Annotated in this window: 16 protein-coding genes and 4 pseudogenes; 18 read left to right on the top strand and 2 right to left on the bottom strand. The window is 54.0% G+C overall.

Annotated features, from left to right (window positions below):
* Window positions 1-57 precede the first annotated feature (57 nt).
* Window positions 58-1,065 carry a LacI family DNA-binding transcriptional regulator gene (locus tag HCR03_RS18310; RefSeq protein WP_066646038.1) on the bottom strand — a complete coding sequence of 336 codons (1,008 nt, stop codon included), beginning with the start codon at window positions 1,063-1,065 and terminating at the stop codon, window positions 58-60.
* A gap of 359 nt (window positions 1,066-1,424) precedes the next feature.
* On the opposite strand from HCR03_RS18310, the gene HCR03_RS18315 reads away from it, so the two are divergent.
* The 18 genes and pseudogenes from HCR03_RS18315 to HCR03_RS18390 all read left to right on the top strand — a co-directional run.
* Window positions 1,425-2,198, top strand: a complete 774-nt coding sequence (locus tag HCR03_RS18315) for a creatininase family protein (protein ID WP_066646040.1) — start codon at window positions 1,425-1,427, stop codon at window positions 2,196-2,198.
* Between the two features lie 241 nt (window positions 2,199-2,439).
* Window positions 2,440-2,913 (top strand): annotated as a pseudogene (locus tag HCR03_RS20380) (M42 family peptidase); the annotation flags it as partial.
* Window positions 2,914-3,034: 121 nt separating this feature from the next.
* A pseudogene (locus HCR03_RS20385) lies at window positions 3,035-3,133 on the top strand (hypothetical protein); the annotation flags it as partial.
* A gap of 61 nt (window positions 3,134-3,194) precedes the next feature.
* Window positions 3,195-3,332: a hypothetical protein gene (locus tag HCR03_RS20390; protein WP_330601196.1), complete on the top strand. Its 138-nt coding sequence runs from the start codon at window positions 3,195-3,197 to the stop codon at window positions 3,330-3,332.
* A gap of 18 nt (window positions 3,333-3,350) precedes the next feature.
* Complete coding sequence (locus tag HCR03_RS18325) at window positions 3,351-4,931, top strand: ABC transporter substrate-binding protein (protein WP_066646044.1); 1,581 nt, start codon at window positions 3,351-3,353, stop codon at window positions 4,929-4,931.
* 118 nt (window positions 4,932-5,049) lie between these two features.
* Window positions 5,050-5,988, top strand: coding sequence for an ABC transporter permease (locus HCR03_RS18330; protein WP_066646046.1), 939 nt, complete (start codon window positions 5,050-5,052; stop codon window positions 5,986-5,988).
* 15 nt (window positions 5,989-6,003) lie between these two features.
* Complete coding sequence (locus HCR03_RS18335) at window positions 6,004-6,858, top strand: ABC transporter permease (RefSeq protein ID WP_066646047.1); 855 nt, start codon at window positions 6,004-6,006, stop codon at window positions 6,856-6,858.
* Between the two features lie 5 nt (window positions 6,859-6,863).
* Complete coding sequence (locus tag HCR03_RS18340; RefSeq protein ID WP_187035811.1) at window positions 6,864-7,886, top strand: ABC transporter ATP-binding protein; 1,023 nt, start codon at window positions 6,864-6,866, stop codon at window positions 7,884-7,886.
* The gene (locus HCR03_RS18345; protein ID WP_187035813.1) at window positions 7,883-8,938 is read left to right on the top strand and encodes an ABC transporter ATP-binding protein; all 1,056 of its coding nucleotides are present in this window, start codon (window positions 7,883-7,885) and stop codon (window positions 8,936-8,938) included. The genes HCR03_RS18340 and HCR03_RS18345 overlap by 4 nt, the downstream gene beginning before the upstream one ends.
* Window positions 8,925-10,337 carry an aminopeptidase gene (locus HCR03_RS18350; RefSeq protein WP_187035815.1) on the top strand — a complete coding sequence of 471 codons (1,413 nt, stop codon included), beginning with the start codon at window positions 8,925-8,927 and terminating at the stop codon, window positions 10,335-10,337. Before HCR03_RS18345 ends, HCR03_RS18350 begins: the two co-directional genes overlap by 14 nt.
* Window positions 10,338-10,557: 220 nt before the next feature.
* Window positions 10,558-10,737, top strand: a pseudogene (locus HCR03_RS18355) (IS110 family transposase); the annotation flags it as partial.
* 744 nt (window positions 10,738-11,481) lie between these two features.
* The gene (locus tag HCR03_RS18360) at window positions 11,482-13,221 is read left to right on the top strand and encodes a sigma 54-interacting transcriptional regulator (protein WP_228725019.1); all 1,740 of its coding nucleotides are present in this window, start codon (window positions 11,482-11,484) and stop codon (window positions 13,219-13,221) included.
* Between the two features lie 176 nt (window positions 13,222-13,397).
* A complete protein-coding gene (locus HCR03_RS18365) occupies window positions 13,398-14,387 on the top strand; it encodes a 2-keto-3-deoxygluconate permease (protein WP_407926822.1) in 990 nt (329 codons plus the stop codon).
* A complete protein-coding gene (locus tag HCR03_RS18370; RefSeq protein WP_187035817.1) occupies window positions 14,384-15,610 on the top strand; it encodes a four-carbon acid sugar kinase family protein in 1,227 nt (408 codons plus the stop codon). Before HCR03_RS18365 ends, HCR03_RS18370 begins: the two co-directional genes overlap by 4 nt.
* On the top strand, window positions 15,607-16,578 hold the full coding sequence (pdxA, locus tag HCR03_RS18375) for a 4-hydroxythreonine-4-phosphate dehydrogenase PdxA (RefSeq protein ID WP_066646061.1): 972 nt from the start codon (window positions 15,607-15,609) through the stop codon (window positions 16,576-16,578). Before HCR03_RS18370 ends, pdxA begins: the two co-directional genes overlap by 4 nt.
* Window positions 16,579-16,594: 16 nt before the next feature.
* Entirely contained in the window at window positions 16,595-16,879 is a 285-nt protein-coding gene (locus tag HCR03_RS18380; RefSeq protein WP_066646063.1) for a UxaA family hydrolase, read from the top strand.
* A gap of 13 nt (window positions 16,880-16,892) precedes the next feature.
* Window positions 16,893-18,059, top strand: a complete 1,167-nt coding sequence (locus HCR03_RS18385; protein WP_066646065.1) for a UxaA family hydrolase — start codon at window positions 16,893-16,895, stop codon at window positions 18,057-18,059.
* Window positions 18,060-18,279: 220 nt separating this feature from the next.
* Window positions 18,280-18,880, top strand: a pseudogene (locus tag HCR03_RS18390) (transposase); the annotation flags it as partial.
* Between the two features lie 143 nt (window positions 18,881-19,023).
* Here HCR03_RS18390 and HCR03_RS18395 read toward each other — a convergent pair.
* A complete protein-coding gene (locus HCR03_RS18395; RefSeq protein ID WP_066643241.1) occupies window positions 19,024-19,893 on the bottom strand; it encodes a MurR/RpiR family transcriptional regulator in 870 nt (289 codons plus the stop codon).
* Window positions 19,894-20,020: the final 127 nt, after the last annotated feature.

Genomic DNA, 20,020 nt, shown 5'->3' on the forward strand with positions numbered 1-20,020 from the left:
AAAAGTGCCTGACAAAGGAATAAAGGTAATCGTTTACGTAACCGGACCAAAAAAGAATCAGACCTTTTTGACCGAATCGCGTTCAACGATTTCATAGGGAAGGATTTGATTCTCCGCTTTTTTTCCCTGCTCCATTTCGTTTTGCAGCATATGAAAGGCCTGCTCCCCCATGGGGTAGAGAGGCTGTGAAACCGTGGTGAGGGGCGGAACCGCCATTTCTGCGGTTCTGGTGTTATCGTAGCCGATCACAGAGAAAGCATCGGGCACTTTTAACCCGGCTTCATACGCAGCGGAAATTGCGCCGACGGCGACCTCGTCGCAGCAGGCCACAACACCGGTGAAGCTCTCGCCGCTGTTCAGCAGATCCTTTGCGGCCTGCAGTCCTGTTTCATAGCTGAAGCGGGTATACTGGACCAGCTTCGGGCTGTAGGGAATCCGGTTGTCTTCCAGTGCTTTTCGGTAGCCCTTCAGTCGCAGCACGCCTGCGACAACGTCATCCTGAGAGCCCGCAAGCATCGCGATGTTCTTATGACCTTTGCTAATCAAATATGTAGTTGCGGCGTAAGAGGCCTTGAAATCGTCCACCCTGATATAGGGAATGGAATAGCGGGAGGACAGAGTGGAAACCAGCACGCAGGGAATTTCACATTCTGCCATCAGCGTGTCGATCTTCTCATCCGGAGGGAGGCTGCAGCCGATGATACCGTCCACCTGGCGCTCCGCCAGCATTTTAATATATTCCTGCGTTCTGTTCCCGGAAATCCCCACATGGCAGACCATGACGCTGTAACCGCAATTTTGCGCCGCGTCCTCGATTCCGTTCAGAATTTTGACGTAAAATGTGGTTTCCACCTGAGGAATCAGAACGGCGATAATGTTTGTCTTTTTCAGTTTCAGATTTCTGGCCACAGCGTTAAACTGGTAACCCAGCTCGGCGATTGCGTTGCGTACCCGTACTTCCGTTTCGGCGGAGAAGCCCGTAAGACCGTTCAATACACGGGAAACGGTAGCGACCGAAACATTTGCTTTTTCAGCAACGTCTTTTATAGTAGGATTATTTAACATTTTACCTATAATCTCCATTACGTAATCGTTTACCGACTATTAAAATATCACTAATACTTTCGAATGTCAAGAAGAAATTTTAGGAGGAATTGAAAGAGAAGTCCGCCGGAAGGCTTGCGGCTTTTTTACCGGCGCCTGATTGATTTTTCCGTTTACCTGCTATTTTGAATTAATGACGATGAAAAATTGCAGAATGTATTGACATCAGGACCAAACAATTATATAATAGTAATCACTTTATAAATGTATAAATAATAATGTTTTTACTATCTTATTAAAAAGAAAGCAACGGTGCTTTCCCAAAAGCGAGGGGAGACCGCTGCTTTTTTTAATAATTCAGAAAAGGAAGGAAATTACAGATGAGATTGGCACATATCTCCTGGGTGAAAGCAGAAGAGTACTTCCGCAATAACGATATGATCGTCATAGCGGTCGGCAGCAACGAATGTCATGGAAAACATATTGCGCTTGGTACGGATACGCTGATCCCCGATAAAATTCTGGATTTGATCGAAGAAAAGTCGGATGTTATGATCGCGCCGACTTTGCCCTACGGCGCGTGCGACGATCTTTCCATGTTCCCCGGCACCATAACTCTCGGCACCGACGTGCTGTACAGCGTTCTGAAAAAAATCGCGGATGGCTTTTTCAGGTTCGGGGTTCGCCGGTTTGTATTTTTGAACGGCCACGGCGGGAATATTCAGGTGCTGGACCGCATCTGCTCCGAGCTGCATCAAAGGGGCGCGCTCGCGGCGGAGCTGAACTGGTGGCTGATGGCGTGGGAATTGAATCCTGCATGGAAAGGCGGACACGGCGGCGCGGAAGAAACGGCGGCCGTCATGGCGGTGAACGAGTCTTTTGTGGACAAGAGCATGATCGGCCCGATGGAGCTGAAAAACGATATCGGCGAAAATATGATCACCACCGGATTCCGCTCCGTACAGTATAAGGGCGTAACGGTCCAGTTCCCGCGTTATGTGAAAGAATACGCCGGCAACGGATGGATCGGCCCGGACCATCCGGAAAAGGCGACTCCCGAATGGGGCCGCGAAATGCTGCAGGCTACTGCGGACTATATTGTTGATTTTATGGGAGAAATGAAGAAGCTGAAACTGCCTCAGCCGATCGATTGAAAAAGGTTTTGATCAGATAACATAAATATAGAAACTGGAGAATGAATGCATGCAGCCAAAGGAGCAAAATTTTTTAAAACTTGCTGAAGATTTATCCAATGCAAAAGGAGCTTCCGGATTCGAGGACGAGGTCCTCGCGGTAGCCAGAAAATACGCCCGGGATATTGCCGAAATTCAGGAGGACAGTGTCAGAAACTTATACCTCAGGCATGCAGGAAGCACGGGGAATAAGCCGGTTGTAATGCTGGACGCTCATACGGATGAAGTATCGTTTATGGTCCAGGCGATCAAACCGAACGGAACGCTGCGTTTTATTCCGCTGGGCGGCTGGCCCGTGAATTCCATTGCGGCCCACAGGGTTTTAGTCCGAAACGCCGAGGGAAACTACATACCGGGCATTACCGTCAGTAAACCGCCCCATTTTATGACGGAAGCGGAAAAGAAAATGGAAAACGATATTTCCAATATGGCGATCGATATCGGGGCCATGTCGAAAGAAGACGCGGAACAGAGATTTCACATCCGCATGGGCGAGCCGGTTGTCCCCGACGTAACTTTTGAATACAATGAGGAAACAAACCTGATGTTCGGCAAGGCGTTTGACTGCCGGCTGGGCGTCGCTTCCGTGATCGGAACGATGAAGACTCTGGTCGGGGAGAATCTGGACGTCGATGTAGTCGGCGCTCTTGCCTCCCAGGAGGAAGTGGGGACACGCGGTGCAAAGGTAACGTCCCGCACGGTTAAGCCGGATATTGCGATTGTATTTGAGGGGTTGCCCCGCGGACGACACGTTTACGGAAGATTACATGATTCAGACTGCGGTAAACAAAGGCCCCATGCTCCGTTTCATCGACCGCGCGATGATTACGAATCCGAGGTTCCAGCGTTTCGCGCTCGATCTGGCGGAACAGCTCGGTATTCCGGTGCAGACCGCGGTGCGTACCGGCGGCTCGACCAACGGGTCGCAGATCCATTTGTCCAACAGGGGGAGTCCCCGTGATTGTAGTCGGCGTTCCGGTTCGCTACGCGCATACGCATTATGGCATTTCGTCCTTGTCGGACTGCATGAACGCGATTCGGCTGGCAACCGAAATTATCAAAAGACTCAATCAGGATCTCATAAAAAGTTTTTAGTATTAGAGGTGGCGTATTATGAAAAAGAAGATCACAGGGAAAATCGCGCTGATTCTTGCGGCCTGCAGCATTGTCGGCTTATCCGGCTGCTCGGGGCAATCCGCTTCGTCCGGCGCGGCGGCGGGCAGTTCGTCCGCGGCAACGGAGTATGAGGACACCGTCAACATCGGCCTCGCCGGCGACCCGGCGTATCTTGACCCGGACCAGTCGTCCATCGGCCCCACGGAAGCAACCGTGATGCAGCAGATTTACCAGGGGCTGGTTACGACCAGCGCGGACAGCACATCGATTGAACCGGATCTGGCGACAGACTGGAAAATCAGCGACGACGGCCTGACTTACACCTTCAACCTGAAGCCGGGCACCAAATTTTCGGACGGAACGCCCGTAAAGCCGGAGGACTGGGTCTGGTCGCTGACCAGAGCGCGCGACTGCGACACCTCCGAATACCGTTTTATCGCGGAAGAAATTAAAGATGTGAAGGCGGATGAAAAGACCGTTACCATTACCCTGAAGTACCAGTGGGCTCCTTTCCTGGCGGACCTGTGCAACTTCAACATGGTGGTGGGCTGCAAAGCCTATTACGACAAAGTCGGCGGGACTGAGTACGCGCAGAAACCCCTGGGCACCGGCCCGTATATGCTGAAGGAATGGGTCAAGGGCAGTTCGCTGACTCTGGTCAAAAATCCAAACTACGCTGAGTCCGGCTACCCCAAAACATCAACCCTAAAATTCACGGTGATTCCGGACGACAACACCCGGCTCATGCAGCTTCAGTCCGGACAGCTCGACGTTGTGGGAGACGTACCGTATTCTCAGGTCGACACCATTCAGAAGGATCAGAATCTGAAGGTACAGACCTTCAAATCCACGCAGATCCGCTACTTGATTCTGAACACGACAAAAAAACCGCTCGATAATCTGAAAGTGAGACAGGCAATCCTTTATGCGACCAACAAACAGGAAATCGCCAACCTGGTTGCGACAAAGTACGGCCAGCCGGTTGCCTCCGTCCTTTCCGAGTCCCAGGGCAAGTGGTTTAATTCCGACCTGAAGGTGATAAATTACGACCCCGAAAAAGCAAAAGAGCTGCTGAAAGAGGCCGGGTTCCCGAACGGCGTGACACTGACCATCAGCGTCAGCTCCGGGTCACAGGTTTACCAGCAGATTGCGACTCTGCTCAAATCCGAATGGGAAAAAGCCGGCATTACCGTCAATATTGAGCTGCTGGAAAAGGCGGCGCTGAGCAATAAGTTCCAAAGCCTTCAGCATCAGGCCACGGTATTGCAGTGGGTGGACGACATTATGGACCCGTCCGAGGTTTCCGGCTGGATTGCGGATTATGACCAGAGTCATGCGTGGTACACGGGGCTGAAGGATCAGGCGCTGGACGACCTGAACGCGCAGGCCAGCAAAGAGATGGACGAAACCAAGCGGGTTACAATGTACAAAGAGATTCAGCAGAAGATTTCCGACAACTCAAATGTAATTCCGCTGTTCCGGAACGATTTTGTTTACGCAACATCCAATAAGATTCAGAATCTTGAAGTAAGTCCGTTCAGCGTCATGAGGCTCAAAGACATCCAGAAAACGAAATAGTTCAGTGCTGTGAAGCCAATTTGGAAGGCGAAAAGCGAAATAAGTTTGTGAAAAGAATTTGTGAAGGACCGGGAAGCGCCTAAGACTTCCCGGTCCTTTATAAAAAGGTGCCATACATATGAATCGATTAAATTATATCATCAAGCGCATTCTGCAGATTATTCCCGTTCTGCTTGTGGTCTCCATTCTCATCTTTCTCATGCTGCGCTTTATTCCTGGCGACCCGGCCCGTCTGGTGCTGGGCGAGAAGGCAACAAACGCGGAAGTGGCGGCCATGCACGAAAAGCTTGGTTTGAACAAATCGCTGCTGGAGCAGTACTGGATTTATCTCAAGGGAATTCTCACATTGAATCTTGGGGATTCGCTGAAATATCAACGGCCGGTGATCGACCTGCTGAGGGAGCGTACCGGCGTGACACTGTTGCTGACGCTGGTATCCACGCTTTTTTCACTCATTGTCAGTTTTCCGCTCGGCTATTTTGCGGGGATGCACAAAGACAGGCTGGGCGACCACGTGATACGTACGACCGCGCTTGCGGCGATCGCGATGCCGTCGTTTTGGGTCGGGCTTTTGCTGATGATTGTTTTCGGACTTTGGTTCCGCGTGCTGCCCGTCGGCGGCTGGGGCGCCACGCTGCCCGATCAGCTGAAATGCTTGATTCTGCCGGGAATCACGCAGTCATTAATGACTTCCGCACTGCTGATTCGAAATATCCGCAACTCCGTGGTTGAAATCAATCTTCTGGACTATGTGGATTTTGCCCGAAGCAAGGGGATTCCGGAAGGCGAAGTGAAGAACAATCATATTCTGCGCAACGCCATGATTTCGACTGTGACCCTGCTGTCCATGCGGATGGCTTATATGCTTGGCGGCAGCGTCATTATCGAGACTGTCTTTTCCCTGCCCGGAATCGGCGCGCTCACGACGGAAGCGATTTTCTCGCGCGACTACTCGCTGGTTCAGACATTGGTTTTCCTTTTTGCTCTTCTTGTACTGATCATCAATCTGCTGACCGACATCCTGTATTCATTTCTTGACCCGCGGGTGGAATTTTAAAAGGAGGACCGCAAGATGTTTAAATCCAAGATCAAAGAACGGCGTCTCACAAAGCGGCCCGCCTGGCTGAGAAATCTGTCCTTCCTCACCGGAGCGGTCATCGTGCTGTTCGCGGTGGTCGTCGCTCTTTTTCCTCAGCTTTTTACTTCCCACGACCCTCTTGAGGTGAACGCCCTTGCCGTTTTGCAGGGTCCTTCCGGCGCGCATCTGTTTGGCACCGACAATTACGGACGCGATGTTTTTTCGCGGGTTGTATGGGGAACGCGGATCGACCTGCTGCTCGGCGTGCTCGGCACGGTCATTCCCTTTGTCGTCGGCTGCATTCTCGGTCTTCTTTCCGGCTATTTCAGCGGGGTTCTGGACAATATCCTGATGCGCGTCATCGATATTCTGATGGCGTTTCCGTTTATCGTGCTTGTCATCGCGATTATGACCGTGCTCGGTCAGGGAATGATCAATGTTTACATCGCTCTTTGGGTCGTCGGCTGGATTTCTTATGCAAAGCTGGTTCGCGGCGATGTTCTCGTGCTGAAAAATGCGGAATACATTCAGGCGGTTAAAATCGCGGGTTTCAAAAACAGCAGAATCCTCCTGCGCCACCTGCTGCCGAACGTGATTAACGCGGCGGTTGTTTTCGCAACTTCCGACATCGTGCTGAACATGCTGACCGGCGCGAGCCTGAGTTTTATCGGCCTTGGCATTCAGCCCCCGACTCCGGAATGGGGCGCCATCATGAACGAGGGCCGCGGGTATATCAATATCGCCTGGTGGATTACTCTTTTCCCGGGACTTGTCATGGCGGTCACCGGAATCGGATTCAGCCTCTTAGGGGACGGCCTGGCCGATTTCCTGCGGACAAAAGGAAGGTGACGGCGATGGAGAATTTACTGGAAGTCAGAGATTTAAAGACTTATTTTTATACGCAGGACGGCGTGGTAAAGTCGGTTGACGGGGTCAGCTTTTCCGTGCGCAGGGGCGAGACGTTCGGGCTTGTGGGGGAATCCGGCTGCGGAAAAAGCCAGACCTGCCGGTCCGTGCTGCGGCTGATTAAAAAACCCGGCAAGATTGTCGGCGGCCAGGTTTTGTACCGCGGGCGGGATCTTGTCAAAATGAAAGCGCGTGAACTGCGGAAAATCAGGGGAAAAGAGATCAGCATCATTTTTCAGGAGCCGATGACTTCTTTAAACCCGGTCCTGAAAATCCGGAAGCAGATTTACGAGTCCTTCGAGGGGCTGAACCTTTCCAAGCAGGAAAAGAACGACCGCGCCGTGGAATTGCTGAAACTGGTCGGAATTCCGATGCCGGAGACGCGCCTGGACGAGTACATTCATCAGTTCAGCGGCGGAATGCGCCAGCGGGCGATGATTGCCATTGCACTCGGTTCCAACCCGAAGCTGCTGATTGCTGACGAGCCGACCACGGCGCTCGACGTTACCATTCAGGACCAGATTATGAAGCTGCTGAACCGGTTAAAACAGGAGCTGGATATGAGCGTGATTCTGGTTACGCATGATCTGGGCGTTGTCGCGCAGATGTGCGACCGTGTGGCCGTCATGTATGCCGGTATGGTGATGGAGATGACCGATACGGTCACACTGTTTGCAAAGCCGCGTCACCCCTACACCTACGCGCTGATGTCGTCGCTCCCGGACCAGAGCAAACGGGGAAGCCGCTTGGAACCGATTCTCGGTTCTCCCCCTGATCTGGGGAATCTTCCGCAGGGCTGCCCTTTTGCCCCGCGCTGCAAATTTTGCCGTGACATCTGTAAAAAGGAATTGCCCCCGCTGGTGGAGGTCGAGCCGGGTCACATGAGCCGCTGCCACCTGAAAAAGGACGAAACAAATTTCAGCGGGATTATTTCCGTCCCGGAAGCAAAGGGGGAGAAAATACTGAAATGACACGGAAATTGAATGATCAAACGGCCCAAAAGGTGCTTGAAACCCGGAACCTGAGCAAATGGTTTGCCCAGAAATACGGAATCGCGGACCGCATTTCCGGGAAACCGCAAAAGTATGTGAAGGCAGTCAGCGACGTTTCCATCCAGATTTACCGCGGTGAAAATCTGGGCCTTGTGGGAGAGTCCGGCTGCGGAAAAAGTACCCTGGCAAGAACGATCCTTCGTCTGTACGAGCCGACGAAGGGGAGGATCCTGCTCAATGGAACCGACATTACCGGTCTGCGGGGGGAAGAATTGAGAAAAATTCGTCCGGCCATGCAGATGGTCTTTCAGGACCCCTATTCTTCCCTGAATCCCAGAATGACGGTCTCTGAAATATTGTCCGAAATGCTTTCCGTTCACCATGTTGTTCCGAAACAGCAGATCCCGGAACGGGTGAAAGAGCTGCTTGACATGTGCGGGCTTGGCTCGGAGGCCGCGAATCGTTTTCCGGGAGAATTTTCAGGCGGCCAGCGGCAGAGAGTCGGAATCGCGCGGGCGCTGTCTCTGAATCCGGAATTTATGATTGCGGATGAACCGGTTTCCGCGCTGGACGTTTCCATTCAGGCGCAGATCATCAACCTTCTGGGCGAACTTCAGCGCTCGCTGAACCTGACGATTCTGTTTATTTCCCACGACCTTCATGTGGTTCGCTATATTACCCACAGAATCGTCGTGATGTATCTTGGATCCGTCGTGGAACAGGGCGGAACGGAACAAATTTTTCAACAGCCTCTTCATCCATACACGGATGTTCTGATCAAGGCGACGCCCGGATTAAATCCGTTAATGAAAACAAGGGAATACGCGATTACCGGCGAACCGCCGAGTCCGGTCGATATTCCGTCGGGGTGTGTTTTTCACCCCAGATGCACACGCTGCAAACAGAAGTGCAAAACGGAGGTTCCTGCGCTCAGGGAGGTTTTGCCGGGGCGTTTTGTCGCCTGCCATTATCCCTTGACGGAAGAGCAATCCTGTGCGGAGAAAGGAGCGTCGTCAGATGCGAAAAAGTAATGACGCGGCGGATGTCAAAAAACTGTCTGAAAAACTTCTGAGGAGCGGCAAAAGCCCGCGGATTTCGGAAGAGCTTTGGAACAAGGCGTATGAGTACGCGGAAGGTTATAAGGCGTTTATGAACACCGTGAAGACGGAGCGGGAGGCGGTCGTTTATGCTGTCGATTTGGCCGAGAAAGCCGGCTTTTCCGCTTTTCAACCCGGAAAAAAATATGCGCCCGGTGACCGGGTGTATCTGAATAACCGCGGAAAGGCGCTGCTCTTGGCGGTCATCGGCCGGGACGGTTGCCAAAACGGCGTGCGCATTACGGCGGCTCATATCGATTCGCCCCGCCTTGACCTGAAACCCCATCCGTTGTTTGAAAAAGACGGGCTGTCGTTTTTTAAGACGCATTATTACGGCGGGATTAAAAAGTACCAGTGGACGGCGATTCCGCTTTCCATGCACGGCCGAATTGTCCGCAAAGACGGGACGGCCGTTGATATCAAGGTCGGGGAAGAGGACGGAGAGCCCCGCTTCTGCGTCACGGACCTGTTGCCTCATCTTGCCGATGAACAGATGACGAAAACCATGGAGAAGGGGATCGAAGGGGAGAAACTGAATCTGATCAACGGCAGCCGTCCTGTTTTCCCGGAAGAGCCCTCTCTGGAGGGAAACCGGGTTCGGCTGAACGTGATGAAACTCCTGAACGAAAGGTATGGGATCACGGAAGAGGATTTTGTTTCCGCGGACCTTGAGTTTGTCCCCGCGTTCCCTGCGGTGGATATCGGCTTTGACCGCAGCATGGTCGGCGCGTACGCGCAGGATGACCGCGTCTGCGTTTATCCGGTGCTGATGGCAACTTTAAATACCAAAACTCCGAAAAAGACGGTCGTTGCGGTCTTGGCGGACCGGGAAGAAATCGGAAGCGTGGGGAATACGGGGCTGAATTCTCATTTTCTGACGGACTTTATCGAGGATTTGGCACAGGCAGAGGGACTTTCCGCACGCCGTGTCCTGGCTGGATCCCAATGCCTTTCCGCCGATGTGGCAGCGGCTTACGATCCGAATTTTTCGGAGGTATTCGAGCCGAGCAATTCCTGTTATCTGAACGGCGGGGTCGGAATCGAGAAATATACCGGCGGAAGAGGAAAGAGTAAAACAAGCGAGGCCTCCGCCGAATATGTCGCCCAACTGCGAGGCATGTTTGAACAAAACCATGTGCTGTGGCAGATGGGGGAAAACGGGAAAGTCGACGCGGGCGGCAGCGGAACCGTTGCAAAATTTATCGCTGCGCTCAACGTGGACGTCATCGATCTCGGCGTGCCGGTTCTTTCCATGCATGCTCCGTTCGAGGTGGTCTCTAAGCTTGACCTCCTGATGACCGACCGCGCGGTGCGGGCGTTTTACCGGGAATAAAGTATTTTTGAATCCGAGATCAAAAGGGGCTGTTGCAAAATAACCTCGCTGAAAAATAATGCACGAAAAGATGCGCCATGAATAGGCTTTTCAGCCCGCTTCAAGGCGCATCTTCTTGTTTTTGGGGCTGTTTGTTTGTGCAATTTGCTATCGCAAATTCATTTTGCAACAGCCCCTTTTTGTTGTAATACGAAAACTCCCGGCTGCGCGGGAGTTCAAAGCTGTCGAGATACGCGAGTCTGCTAGAACTCCGATTGGCTCCATGATGCCGGCAAAGTCGCTGGAGTTGCGGCATACCATCCACCTTATCCGGGAACTGGACGAAGAGATTAAAGAAATTGAAGCGGAGATTCAGCAGATCATGGATGATCTGCACTCTCCCATTACGACGATTCCCGGAAAACATATCAAGGAGAGCAACCGAAATGATTTACAGATTATCATGATCTTTATTTTTTGCCCATTTGGATAGATAATGCGGGCAGTCCATCACGGCAGCCCGGTAACTCTGTTTACAGCCTTTAACGCATTTTCGGCACAAGGCAAGTCCCAAACTGTGCACGTCCTAAGAGTTCTGACACGTTTTTGGTTTCAGGGCAGTGAGCTGCTGGTAAACCGGCTTGTTATCTGCATACTTCTGCCACATGGAGAGACGCTTTTCCAAGTCATCGATCTGGCGGGCGATGGCGGCAATTTCACCGCGCAATCCGCAATATTTTCGATCGGATTCTTTTCTTGGACCCGATTGGTCAGGGCGGAAAGCCGTACCCCGGTGGGGGCATAAAATGCTGTTTTAGTACATTGAATTTTGACTCGTGAGATGATAAACTGGAATAAATTAGCCCCTGCGGTCTGCCGCCGTTTCCTGAAATCGGGCGGGAGCGCCGCTTTCGTTCTCCGGTCCGTCGGTCCGGAGTTCGCGTCCGGTTGCGGAGAGGCAAAAGGGATTCCGGAAAACGTCCGGAGGAGAGGAGAAGGAAGATGAAGGAGATCGCCGTCATCGCGCCAATACAGGACCTGTACGACAAAGCCGTCGGGCTGGTTGTTGAGCGGGGGTACGACAACGTCGACGTCGTCCCGGGCAGCATGAGCGAGGGCGTGAAGGCAGCCCATCTTGCGATTGAGGGGGGGGGCGAAGTATCTTGTGTCCCGGGGTGGGACCTACCGGATGCTCAAGGCCGAATTCCCCAGGGTCCCCATCGTGGAGATCAAGGTGAGTGCGTTCGACATCCTCAAAAGCTTTGAAAAGGTCAAGGATTTCGGCGGGACAATCGGGGTGGTGGGCTACAGTAACGTCGTCTACGGGATGGATGTCCTGCACAGGATTTTGAACTGCAATTTCATCGAGGTCCAGCTGAAACGGGAATCCGACATCTATCAGGTCATTCAGGAACACAAGAACCGCGGGATCGAAACGTACATCGGCGACGCCAACATCATCCCGATCGTCCGTAAATTGAACTGCAACGGCATCCTGATCACCTCTCAGAAGGACTCCATCCTGTCCGCCGTTCAGGAGGCGCGGAGAATCTGCATGGCGACCCGGGAGGAAAAGGAGCGCGTGCAGGAGATCACCACCATCACCGATTTCGTGCACGACGCCATCGTCGCCGTCAACGAGGAGGAGCGCATCACAGTCTATAACAAAAAGGCCGAGAGCATCTTCGGCATCCCTCGGGAGACCGCCCTTGGCAAGAAGGTAAAGGAGATCATCCCCAACACAAGGCTGCCGGAGGTCCTGCACACCGGCGAGGCCCAGCTTGGGGAGCTGCAGAATATTGGCAAGATCAAGCTGGCCACCAACCGGGTTCCGGTCGTTGTGGAAGGGAACGTGATCGGCGTTGTTGCGACGTTCCAAGCAGTTTCCGAAGTGCAGAGCATGGAGCAAAAGATCCGCCGGACCCTGTACGAGAAGGGCTTTATCGCAAGATATCATTTTTCGGACATCATCCACTCAAGCGAAAAGATTCAGGACTGCATCGAAACGGCGGAAAAATACGCCAAGTACGACACGCCGGTCCACCTGTTCGGCGAATCCGGCGTGGGCAAGGAGCTCTTCTGCCAGAGCATGCACAACAGCAGCCCGCGCCGCGGCGGGCCGTTCGTCGCAGTGAACTGTGCGGCGATCCCTCCGGCGCTGATCGAAAGCGAATTCTTCGGGTATGAGGAGGGTTCCTTCACCGGGGCGAGGCGCAACGGCAAGCCGGGTGTTTTCGAGCTCGCGCACGGTGGAACACTCTTTCTCGACGAGATCAGCGAAATCCCCATCGAGCTCCAGGGGCGCCTGCTCCGCGTGATCCAGGAAAAGCAGGTCATGCGGGTCGGCGGGAACAAGATCATCCCGGTTGACGTCAAGATCATCACCGCCTCCAACAAAAACATCTATCAGGAGATGCAGAAGGGCAGATTCCGCAAGGACCTGTTCTTCCGCATCAACGTCCTGACGCTGGATATCCCTCCGCTCTCCGAACGGAGGGAGGACATTCTGGTCCTCGCAAACTATTTTATCAAAAAATATTCCACTAAATATCAGAAACCGGAGCTGAAAATGACGCAGAAAGTTCAGGACTATCTGGAAAACCGCACCTACGAGGGGAACATCAGGGAACTGGAGGGCTTGATGGAGCGCTGCGTCATCGTCTCTTCCTTCGACGGGCTGTTCCGCGAAAGGCTGCCTTCCAGCGCGAACCTGTCGGGCGGGGAGGACCCGTTCGACAAATTCTGCGGGAGGAAAATGGATCTGCGGGCGCTGGAGGAGGCCTATATCCGGAGCGTTCTGGAAGAAACCGGAGGGGACATCAAAAAGACCTGCCAGATTCTGAAGATCAGCCGCTCCACCCTCTGGCGGAAATGCCGGGATATGGAGCAATACGTTTCATCTTGAACAAACTTGTTTCAAAATGAAAGAGAACTTGTACGGATTCACCCATAAAAATTCTTTTTAGAAAATATACTGGGCGAAAAATAGCCGATCAGGGCGTTTTTTCACCTGGCATGTTTTTTGCTGTTACCTACTCTATGTAGGCTCGTCTGCACCGAGCCAAAAAATTTGAGGAGGTTTTGCACTTGAAAATTTTGAAAACAGTCCAGAAGGTGCCCGGCGGTCTCATGATCGTCCCGATGCTGCTGGGGGTGCTGGTCAACACATTTGTACCGGGATTCCTGACCATCGGCAGCTTTACCACTGATCTGTGGAAAAACGGGGCGATGCCGATCCTCGCGGTGTTCCTCTTCTGCAACGGCGCGCAAATCGACTTGAAGCAGGCCGGGCAGCCGCTGGCCAAAGGAATGATCCTGACCGTGGTCAAAGTTGGCCTCGGCGCGGTGATCGGCGTGTTGGTCAACAGGCTGTGCGGTCCCGCCGGCGTCATCGGAATCGTTCCGCTCGCGGTCGTTTCCTCGCTGGCCAATTCGAACGGCGGCCTTTATGCGGCCCTTGCGGGCGAGTTCGGCGACGCGGGAGACGTAGGCGCGGTTTCTATCCTTTCCCTGAACGACGGCCCGTTCTTCACGATGGTCGCTTTCGGGCTGACCGGTCTGGCACAGATCCCGATCATGGTGCTGGTCGGCGCGGTTCTGCCGATCGTCGTCGGCCTCATCCTGGGCAACCTGGACCCGGAGCTCCGTAAATGGTTGGCGCCGGCTACGACGGTCACGATCCCGTTCTTCGCCTTCCCACTCGGCGCCGCCCTGAACCTGGGACAGCTTGTCCAGGCGGGGCTGCCCGGCATCGTCCTCGGTGTCGCCTGCACCGCGATCACGGGCTTCGGAGGCTATCTGGCGATGAAGCTGATCAAGTCGAAGCATCCGCAGGTCGGGGCCGCCATCGGGACCTCCGCCGGGAATTCTGTCGCGACGCCCGCGGCACTGGCGGCGACGGATGCGACCCTGAAAACGGCGGCCGCCATGGCTACCGTACAGGTCGCAGCAGCCGTCATCGTGACCGCGATCCTCTGTCCGCTGCTGGTGAGCTGGCTGGATAAGGTCGAAAAGAGAAAGCAATCGCCGGATTCGTTCCCAAAATCTGCTGCAAACGAGGGATCGGTGTGAAACGCTGCTTCATCCTGGCGGATGATTTCACGGGTGCCAACGATACCGGTGTCCAGTTCCGGAGCCGCGGGATCCCCACGGTCGTGCTGTTCGACGGCTCCCGAATTCCGGAGGAAGGCACCGTCATCGTCGATACGGAGTCGAGGGCCCTTTCCGCATCGGAAGCCGGCGCGGCGGTGCAGCGGTCCCTTGCGGGGATCGGCCCATCCGTGTTCGGGCTTTTCATGAAAAAGGTGGATTCCACGCTCCGGGGGAACATCGCCGCGGAGGTCCGAGCTGCCGACTGCCGGATGCATTTCGACCAGATCCTGTTTGCGCCTGCCCTTCCCGATCTGGGCCGCACAACAAAGGACGGGATTCACCGCCTCGACGGTATCCCGATTCTGGAGACGGAGCTAGCCCGGGACCCAAAGACCCCCGTGCGCGAAGACAACATCGCCCGCCTTCTGCAGGCGGAGTTCGACGAGCCCGTCGTTCGGATACCGCTCGATCAGGTTTCCGAAGACCGGATCCGGCTCGAAGGAGGGCGCATCTTCGCCTTTGACGCGGTCACAAACGCGGACCTTGGAAACATCGTCCGCGCGGGGCTTGCGGAAAAGGGCCGGGTTCTGTGGGTCGGAGCGGCGGCGATGGCGGAACAGCTGATCGGGGCCCAGAGCAAGGTGCCGCCGGCCGTCGCCGTCGTGGGCAGCGTCAGCTCCGTGACGCGCCGTCAGGTTAGGTATGCGGAACAGGAGGGGACGGTCCTTGTCAGGATTCCGATCTACGGCCTGCTGGACGGCACTGCCGATCCGATGGAATACGCTGTGCGCGCGGCCGCGCTCCTGAGGGAAAACAGGGACGCCGTCGTTCTGCCGACTTCCTCCTGCGATGCGGAGGAAATGGCCCGCACCGACCGGGCGGGTGCGGAGCGGGGCATGACCCCGAAGGAGATGTGCGATTACATCCGGGAGGTCCTCAGTCAAATATCGCGCCGGATTCTGGAGGCCGCGCCGGTCAGCGGCGCATTCCTGACGGGAGGGGACACCGCCATCGGCTTTATTCGGGCGGCGGAGGCCTCCGGCTCCTCCATCCTTATGGAGATCGCGGCCGGGATCCCGATGATGCGCCTCATCGGCGGGCCTTACGCGGGGCTGAAAATCATTACGAAAGCGGGCGGGTTCGGCGGCGATGACGCCATCGTAACCGCGATGAAAAAACTGAAGGAGGTGATTCCGCTGTGAATCGGTTTGGAATCACGTTGGGCGACCCATGCGGGATCGGCCCGGAGATCACGCTGAAAGCCCTGCGCGCGCACCCGGAGTACCTGGACCGCTGCGTCGTCTTCGGCAGCGCGGAGCTTCTGTGCCACTACGGCCGGCTGCTCGGGTGCGGCTTCCCGATCCGCACCGTGGAGCGCCCTTTCGACTGCGGAGATGGCTGTCTGAACGTCGTCGACCCGAACCCCGTTTCCCTTGAGGAGATCCCGGTCGGCAGGGTCAGCCCCGTCGGCGGCAGATGCGCGTTCCTCGCGGTCAGGGCCGCGATCGACGCTGCGCTGAAAAAGGAGATCTCGCTGATCGTAACGGCGCCACTGAACAAGGAGGCGCTCCATCTTGCGGGGTACCCGTACGCCGGGCACACGGAGATCTTCGGGGAATTCGCCCACGGGGACAGCTACGCCATGCTGCTTTGGAGCGAGAAACTCAAGGTGATCCACGTGAGCACCCATGTTTCCCTCCGCAAGGCGTGCGACGCCTGCCGGAAGGAGAGGGAGACGGAGGTGATTCGCCTTGCGGACCGCACGCTGAAAAAGGCCGGCTATGAAAAGCCGCGCATAGCGGTCGCGGGACTTAACCCCCACGCGGGGGAGAACGGGATCTTCGGGGACGAGGAGATTGTGGAGATCGCGCCCGCGGTTGAGCTCTGCCGGGCGGATGGCGTCGACGTCGTGGGGCCCCTGCCGCCGGATACGGTTTTCCTGCGCGCCCTGAACTGCGAATACGACGTCGTCGTTGCCCAGTACCACGACCAGGGGCATATTCCGCTCAAGCTGCTTGATTTCGACGGCGGCGTCAACATCACGGTCGGTCTGGACGTGCTGCGCACCTCTGTGGACCACGGAACGGCGTTCGATATCGCCGGCAAGCTGGTCGCAAGAGAGGACAGCATGCTCAAAGCGATCGAAATCGGCGAAAAACTGCATCACTGAAAGGAAGGCAACAAGCATGAACGCAGTCATTCATATCAACGAGAAAGACAATCTGGTCACCTGCCTGCGGCCGATCGCCAAAGGAGAGACCATTGAATTTGAGGGTAAGCACTACACGGCGAGCGCCGACATCCCCAAATTTCATAAGATGGCGGTAGCCGAAATTAAAAAGGGCGAGCACTGCTACAAGTACGGCGAAGTGATCGGGGCTGCCACGACGGACCTGCATCCGGGGGATTATGTCCATGTGCACAATCTGGAAAGCACCCGCGGGCGCGGCGACAAACATACGAAGGAATAAGGAGAATCAAATCATGACGAAACTGATGGGTTATAAGAGGGAAAACGGGACGTACGGCGTTCGGAACCATCTGCTCATCCTGCCAACGTCCGTCTGTGCCGCCGATACGGCGGAAAAGATCGCCGCACAGATCCCCGGGGCAATCAGTGTGCCGAACCAGCACGGCTGCTGCCAGATCGGTTCCGACCTGTCGCTAACACAGGAGACGCTGGTCGGATTCGGGAAGAACCCGAACGTCGGTGCGGTTGTGGTCGTCGGGCTCGGCTGCGACGGCGTTCAAGCCCGCTCCGTCGCGGACGAGATCCGCGAGACCGGCAAGCCGGTGGAATCCGTCGTCATTCAAGAAGTCGGCGGCACACTGAAGGCGATCGCGGTCGGAGCGGAATTCGCGGCCAAGATGGCGCGCGATCTTTCACTGCAGACCCGCGTGGAATTCGATATAAGCAAGATCGTCCTGGCACTGGAATGCGGCGGTTCGGACCCCACCAGCGGCCTTGCCTCCAACCCGACGATCGGCTACGCCTCCAACAAGCTGGTCGGCGAAGGCGGCAGCAGCATCCTCAGCGAGACGACCGAGGTAATCGGAGCGGAGCACCTGCTTGCGGCGCGCTTTGAAGACGCCGCTCAGCGTGAAAAATTCCTGCGGATGGTCAAAAATGTGGAAGACCGCGCGATCATGATGGGAGAGGACCTCCGCAGCGGGCAGCCCACCCCTGGAAACAAGGAAGGCGGACTTTCCACCATCGAGGAAAAATCTCTGGGGTGCATGTACAAGGCGGGAACCCGCCCGTTCGTGGGCGCTCTGAATTATGCGGAGCCCGTGTCGGCCGCGAAGAAGGGCCTTTACTTTATGGATACGCCCGGCCAAGACATCGACTCCATTACCGGCATGGTCGCCGGTGGAGCGCAGATCGTGGTGTTTTCGACCGGGCGCGGAACGCCGACGGGCAGCCCGATCGCGCCCGTAATCAAAATCACGGGAAACACCGACACGTTCAAAAAGATGCCGGACAACATCGACATCAACGCCGGAACAATCATTTCGGGCGAAGCCAAGCTGAACGAAGTCGGCGAGGAGCTTTTCCGCGAGATTGTCGAGGTCTGCAACGGCAGGCAGACGAAGGCGGAAAGCCTGGGGCACCGCGAATTCGGCATCTATAAGCTCACCGGCACATTTTAAAACCAGCCGGGAACTTTGGGCGCGAAAGCTGCCCGGAAAGCGGACAAAAATCAGACGAACGGTCCTCCCGAAGATCGACGGAAAACGACCGGAGAATGCATTATACCAAAAGGAGCAGGCAGAGCCTGCTCCCCAGTCTGAAGACAAAGTATCGAAATCAGGTACTTTGTCTTTTTTTAGTGCTTGAGAAATGGTAAAATATAAACAGGTGATAAAAATGTTGAACGAAAAAAGTAATGACGGTCGGAAACAAGTCGGCTTTTACCGCATGGAGGATCTGGTACCGAAAGAGCATGTGAGGGAAATAGATAAAGCGATTGATTTCAGCTTCATATATGATTTGGTAAAGGACAAGTACAGCGAAGACACAGGCCGTCCCAGCTTTGATCCGGTGGTGCTGTTCAAGATTGTATTCATCCAATATCTGTTTGGGATTCGGAGCATGAGACAGACCATTAAAGAAATCGAAGTTAACGCGGCGTATCGGTGGTTTCTGGGATATGACTGGAACGACCCGATCCCGCATTTCACAACCTTCGGAAAGAACTATTCCCGACGATTCGAGGGAACTGATATTTTCGAGCAGATATTTACCCATATTTTGCTGGAAGCTGTAAAGCTGAAATATGTAGACCCGAAAGCGGTATTCATTGATTCAACGCATATTAAGGCCAGCGCCAACCGGAACAAGAAAATGAAGATGCAGGTTCAGATGGAGGCACAGCACTACCACAAAGAGTTGATGGAAGAAATCAAACAAAGATCGGGAAGCACATGGGAAAAAGAAGTGGAAATCAAAAGACTCGAGGTTCAAACCAAAATCCGGCTTTTCATTCATTTTGTTCTCAGCCAGAAATCAACTGTTAAAGTGCCGCTTGGGCTTAAATCCCGAACGGCCTTTTGCCTACAATCTGAGGAGCAGACAGATCCTGCTCCTTTTGTTTCGTTGGACTGCTTTGGAAAGCTATTCTGATTTATTTTCTTCTAAAAAATTCACGACATTATATGCTTTTGTGACCAGATCATCGTATTTTCCCCCCATTTCTATTACGATGCAGGAGGCGATCAAATTAATCAGCGCGACCGGCAAAGACAAAGAGTTGTAGAAGAGCTTGGTCGAGGTGTTGCAGAAGAAATTCAGGCTTCTTTTTGTGATGATGGGCGATGTGGGGCTGTCGGTAATCGTAATAAGATCGGCGCCGCTTTGCTCGGCGTATTTTGTGATGCTTTGAATCAAGGGGTAATATTTTGGAAAAGCGATTGCGATTAACAGATCGCCGCGCTTCATACGGACAAGATTTGCCTGCACGTTGTCCATGTCTTCCGGATGAATATAAGAGCACCCGATGCTCAGGTGCGAGAGATGCAGATAAAAATAATCCGCAAGTATTTTGGAAACGCCGTGAAAGCAGATAAAAATATTCCGTGCTTTCAGAATCCGATCCGCGGCCGCAAAAATATCCTTATCGCTGATCGCATGATAGAAGCCGAGACTCTTCTCACAGTCATTGTCACGGATTTGATGGAACAGGCCTTCCTTTTCGTTTTCCTTGCAAACTGGCATGTCCAAAACAAAAAAATTGGAGCTGGAAGAATTTTTGACCAGCTTTTGGGTGTGCACGCGAAAGGCATTTTTCAGCGCAATATAATTTTGAAACCCGAGCTTTTTGCACATGCGAAGGATGGTCAATTCCGATACCGAGAGGTGTTCGCTTAAGTTTTTGAGCGAGATATAGCAAATATCTTCCGGATGGGAAAGCATATAATCGGCAATTTCCTTTTGCTTGGAAGTCAAATCGGAGTAGTATTTTTCAATATTCTGATATAAGTCCATGGTACACCCACTCTAATATGTCGTTTTATGGCAATATTATAGCACAATGCAAAATAAAATAGCAATTCCGTATTTCATGCAAACAGATCATTCCGGCTCGTTTGTGTTCTGGCGGATGCTGTTTTCA

This window comes from Caproicibacter fermentans (assembly GCF_014303955.1).
Classification (GTDB): Bacteria; Bacillota; Clostridia; order Oscillospirales; family Acutalibacteraceae; genus Caproicibacter; species Caproicibacter fermentans.

Excerpts from the sequence above, each read along its gene's own strand:
- HCR03_RS18310 (WP_066646038.1), bottom strand. The coding sequence starts at position 1,065 with ATGTTAAATAATCCTACTATAAAAGACGTTGCTGAAAAAGCAAATGTT.
- HCR03_RS18315 (WP_066646040.1), top strand. The coding sequence starts at position 1,425 with ATGAGATTGGCACATATCTCCTGGGTGAAAGCAGAAGAGTACTTCCGC.
- HCR03_RS18325 (WP_066646044.1), top strand. The coding sequence starts at position 3,351 with ATGAAAAAGAAGATCACAGGGAAAATCGCGCTGATTCTTGCGGCCTGC.
- HCR03_RS18330 (WP_066646046.1), top strand. The coding sequence starts at position 5,050 with ATGAATCGATTAAATTATATCATCAAGCGCATTCTGCAGATTATTCCC.
- HCR03_RS18335 (WP_066646047.1), top strand. The coding sequence starts at position 6,004 with ATGTTTAAATCCAAGATCAAAGAACGGCGTCTCACAAAGCGGCCCGCC.
- HCR03_RS18340 (WP_187035811.1), top strand. The coding sequence starts at position 6,864 with ATGGAGAATTTACTGGAAGTCAGAGATTTAAAGACTTATTTTTATACG.
- HCR03_RS18345 (WP_187035813.1), top strand. The coding sequence starts at position 7,883 with ATGACACGGAAATTGAATGATCAAACGGCCCAAAAGGTGCTTGAAACC.
- HCR03_RS18350 (WP_187035815.1), top strand. The coding sequence starts at position 8,925 with ATGCGAAAAAGTAATGACGCGGCGGATGTCAAAAAACTGTCTGAAAAA.
- HCR03_RS18380 (WP_066646063.1), top strand. The coding sequence starts at position 16,595 with ATGAACGCAGTCATTCATATCAACGAGAAAGACAATCTGGTCACCTGC.
- HCR03_RS18385 (WP_066646065.1), top strand. The coding sequence starts at position 16,893 with ATGACGAAACTGATGGGTTATAAGAGGGAAAACGGGACGTACGGCGTT.
- HCR03_RS18395 (WP_066643241.1), bottom strand. The coding sequence starts at position 19,893 with ATGGACTTATATCAGAATATTGAAAAATACTACTCCGATTTGACTTCC.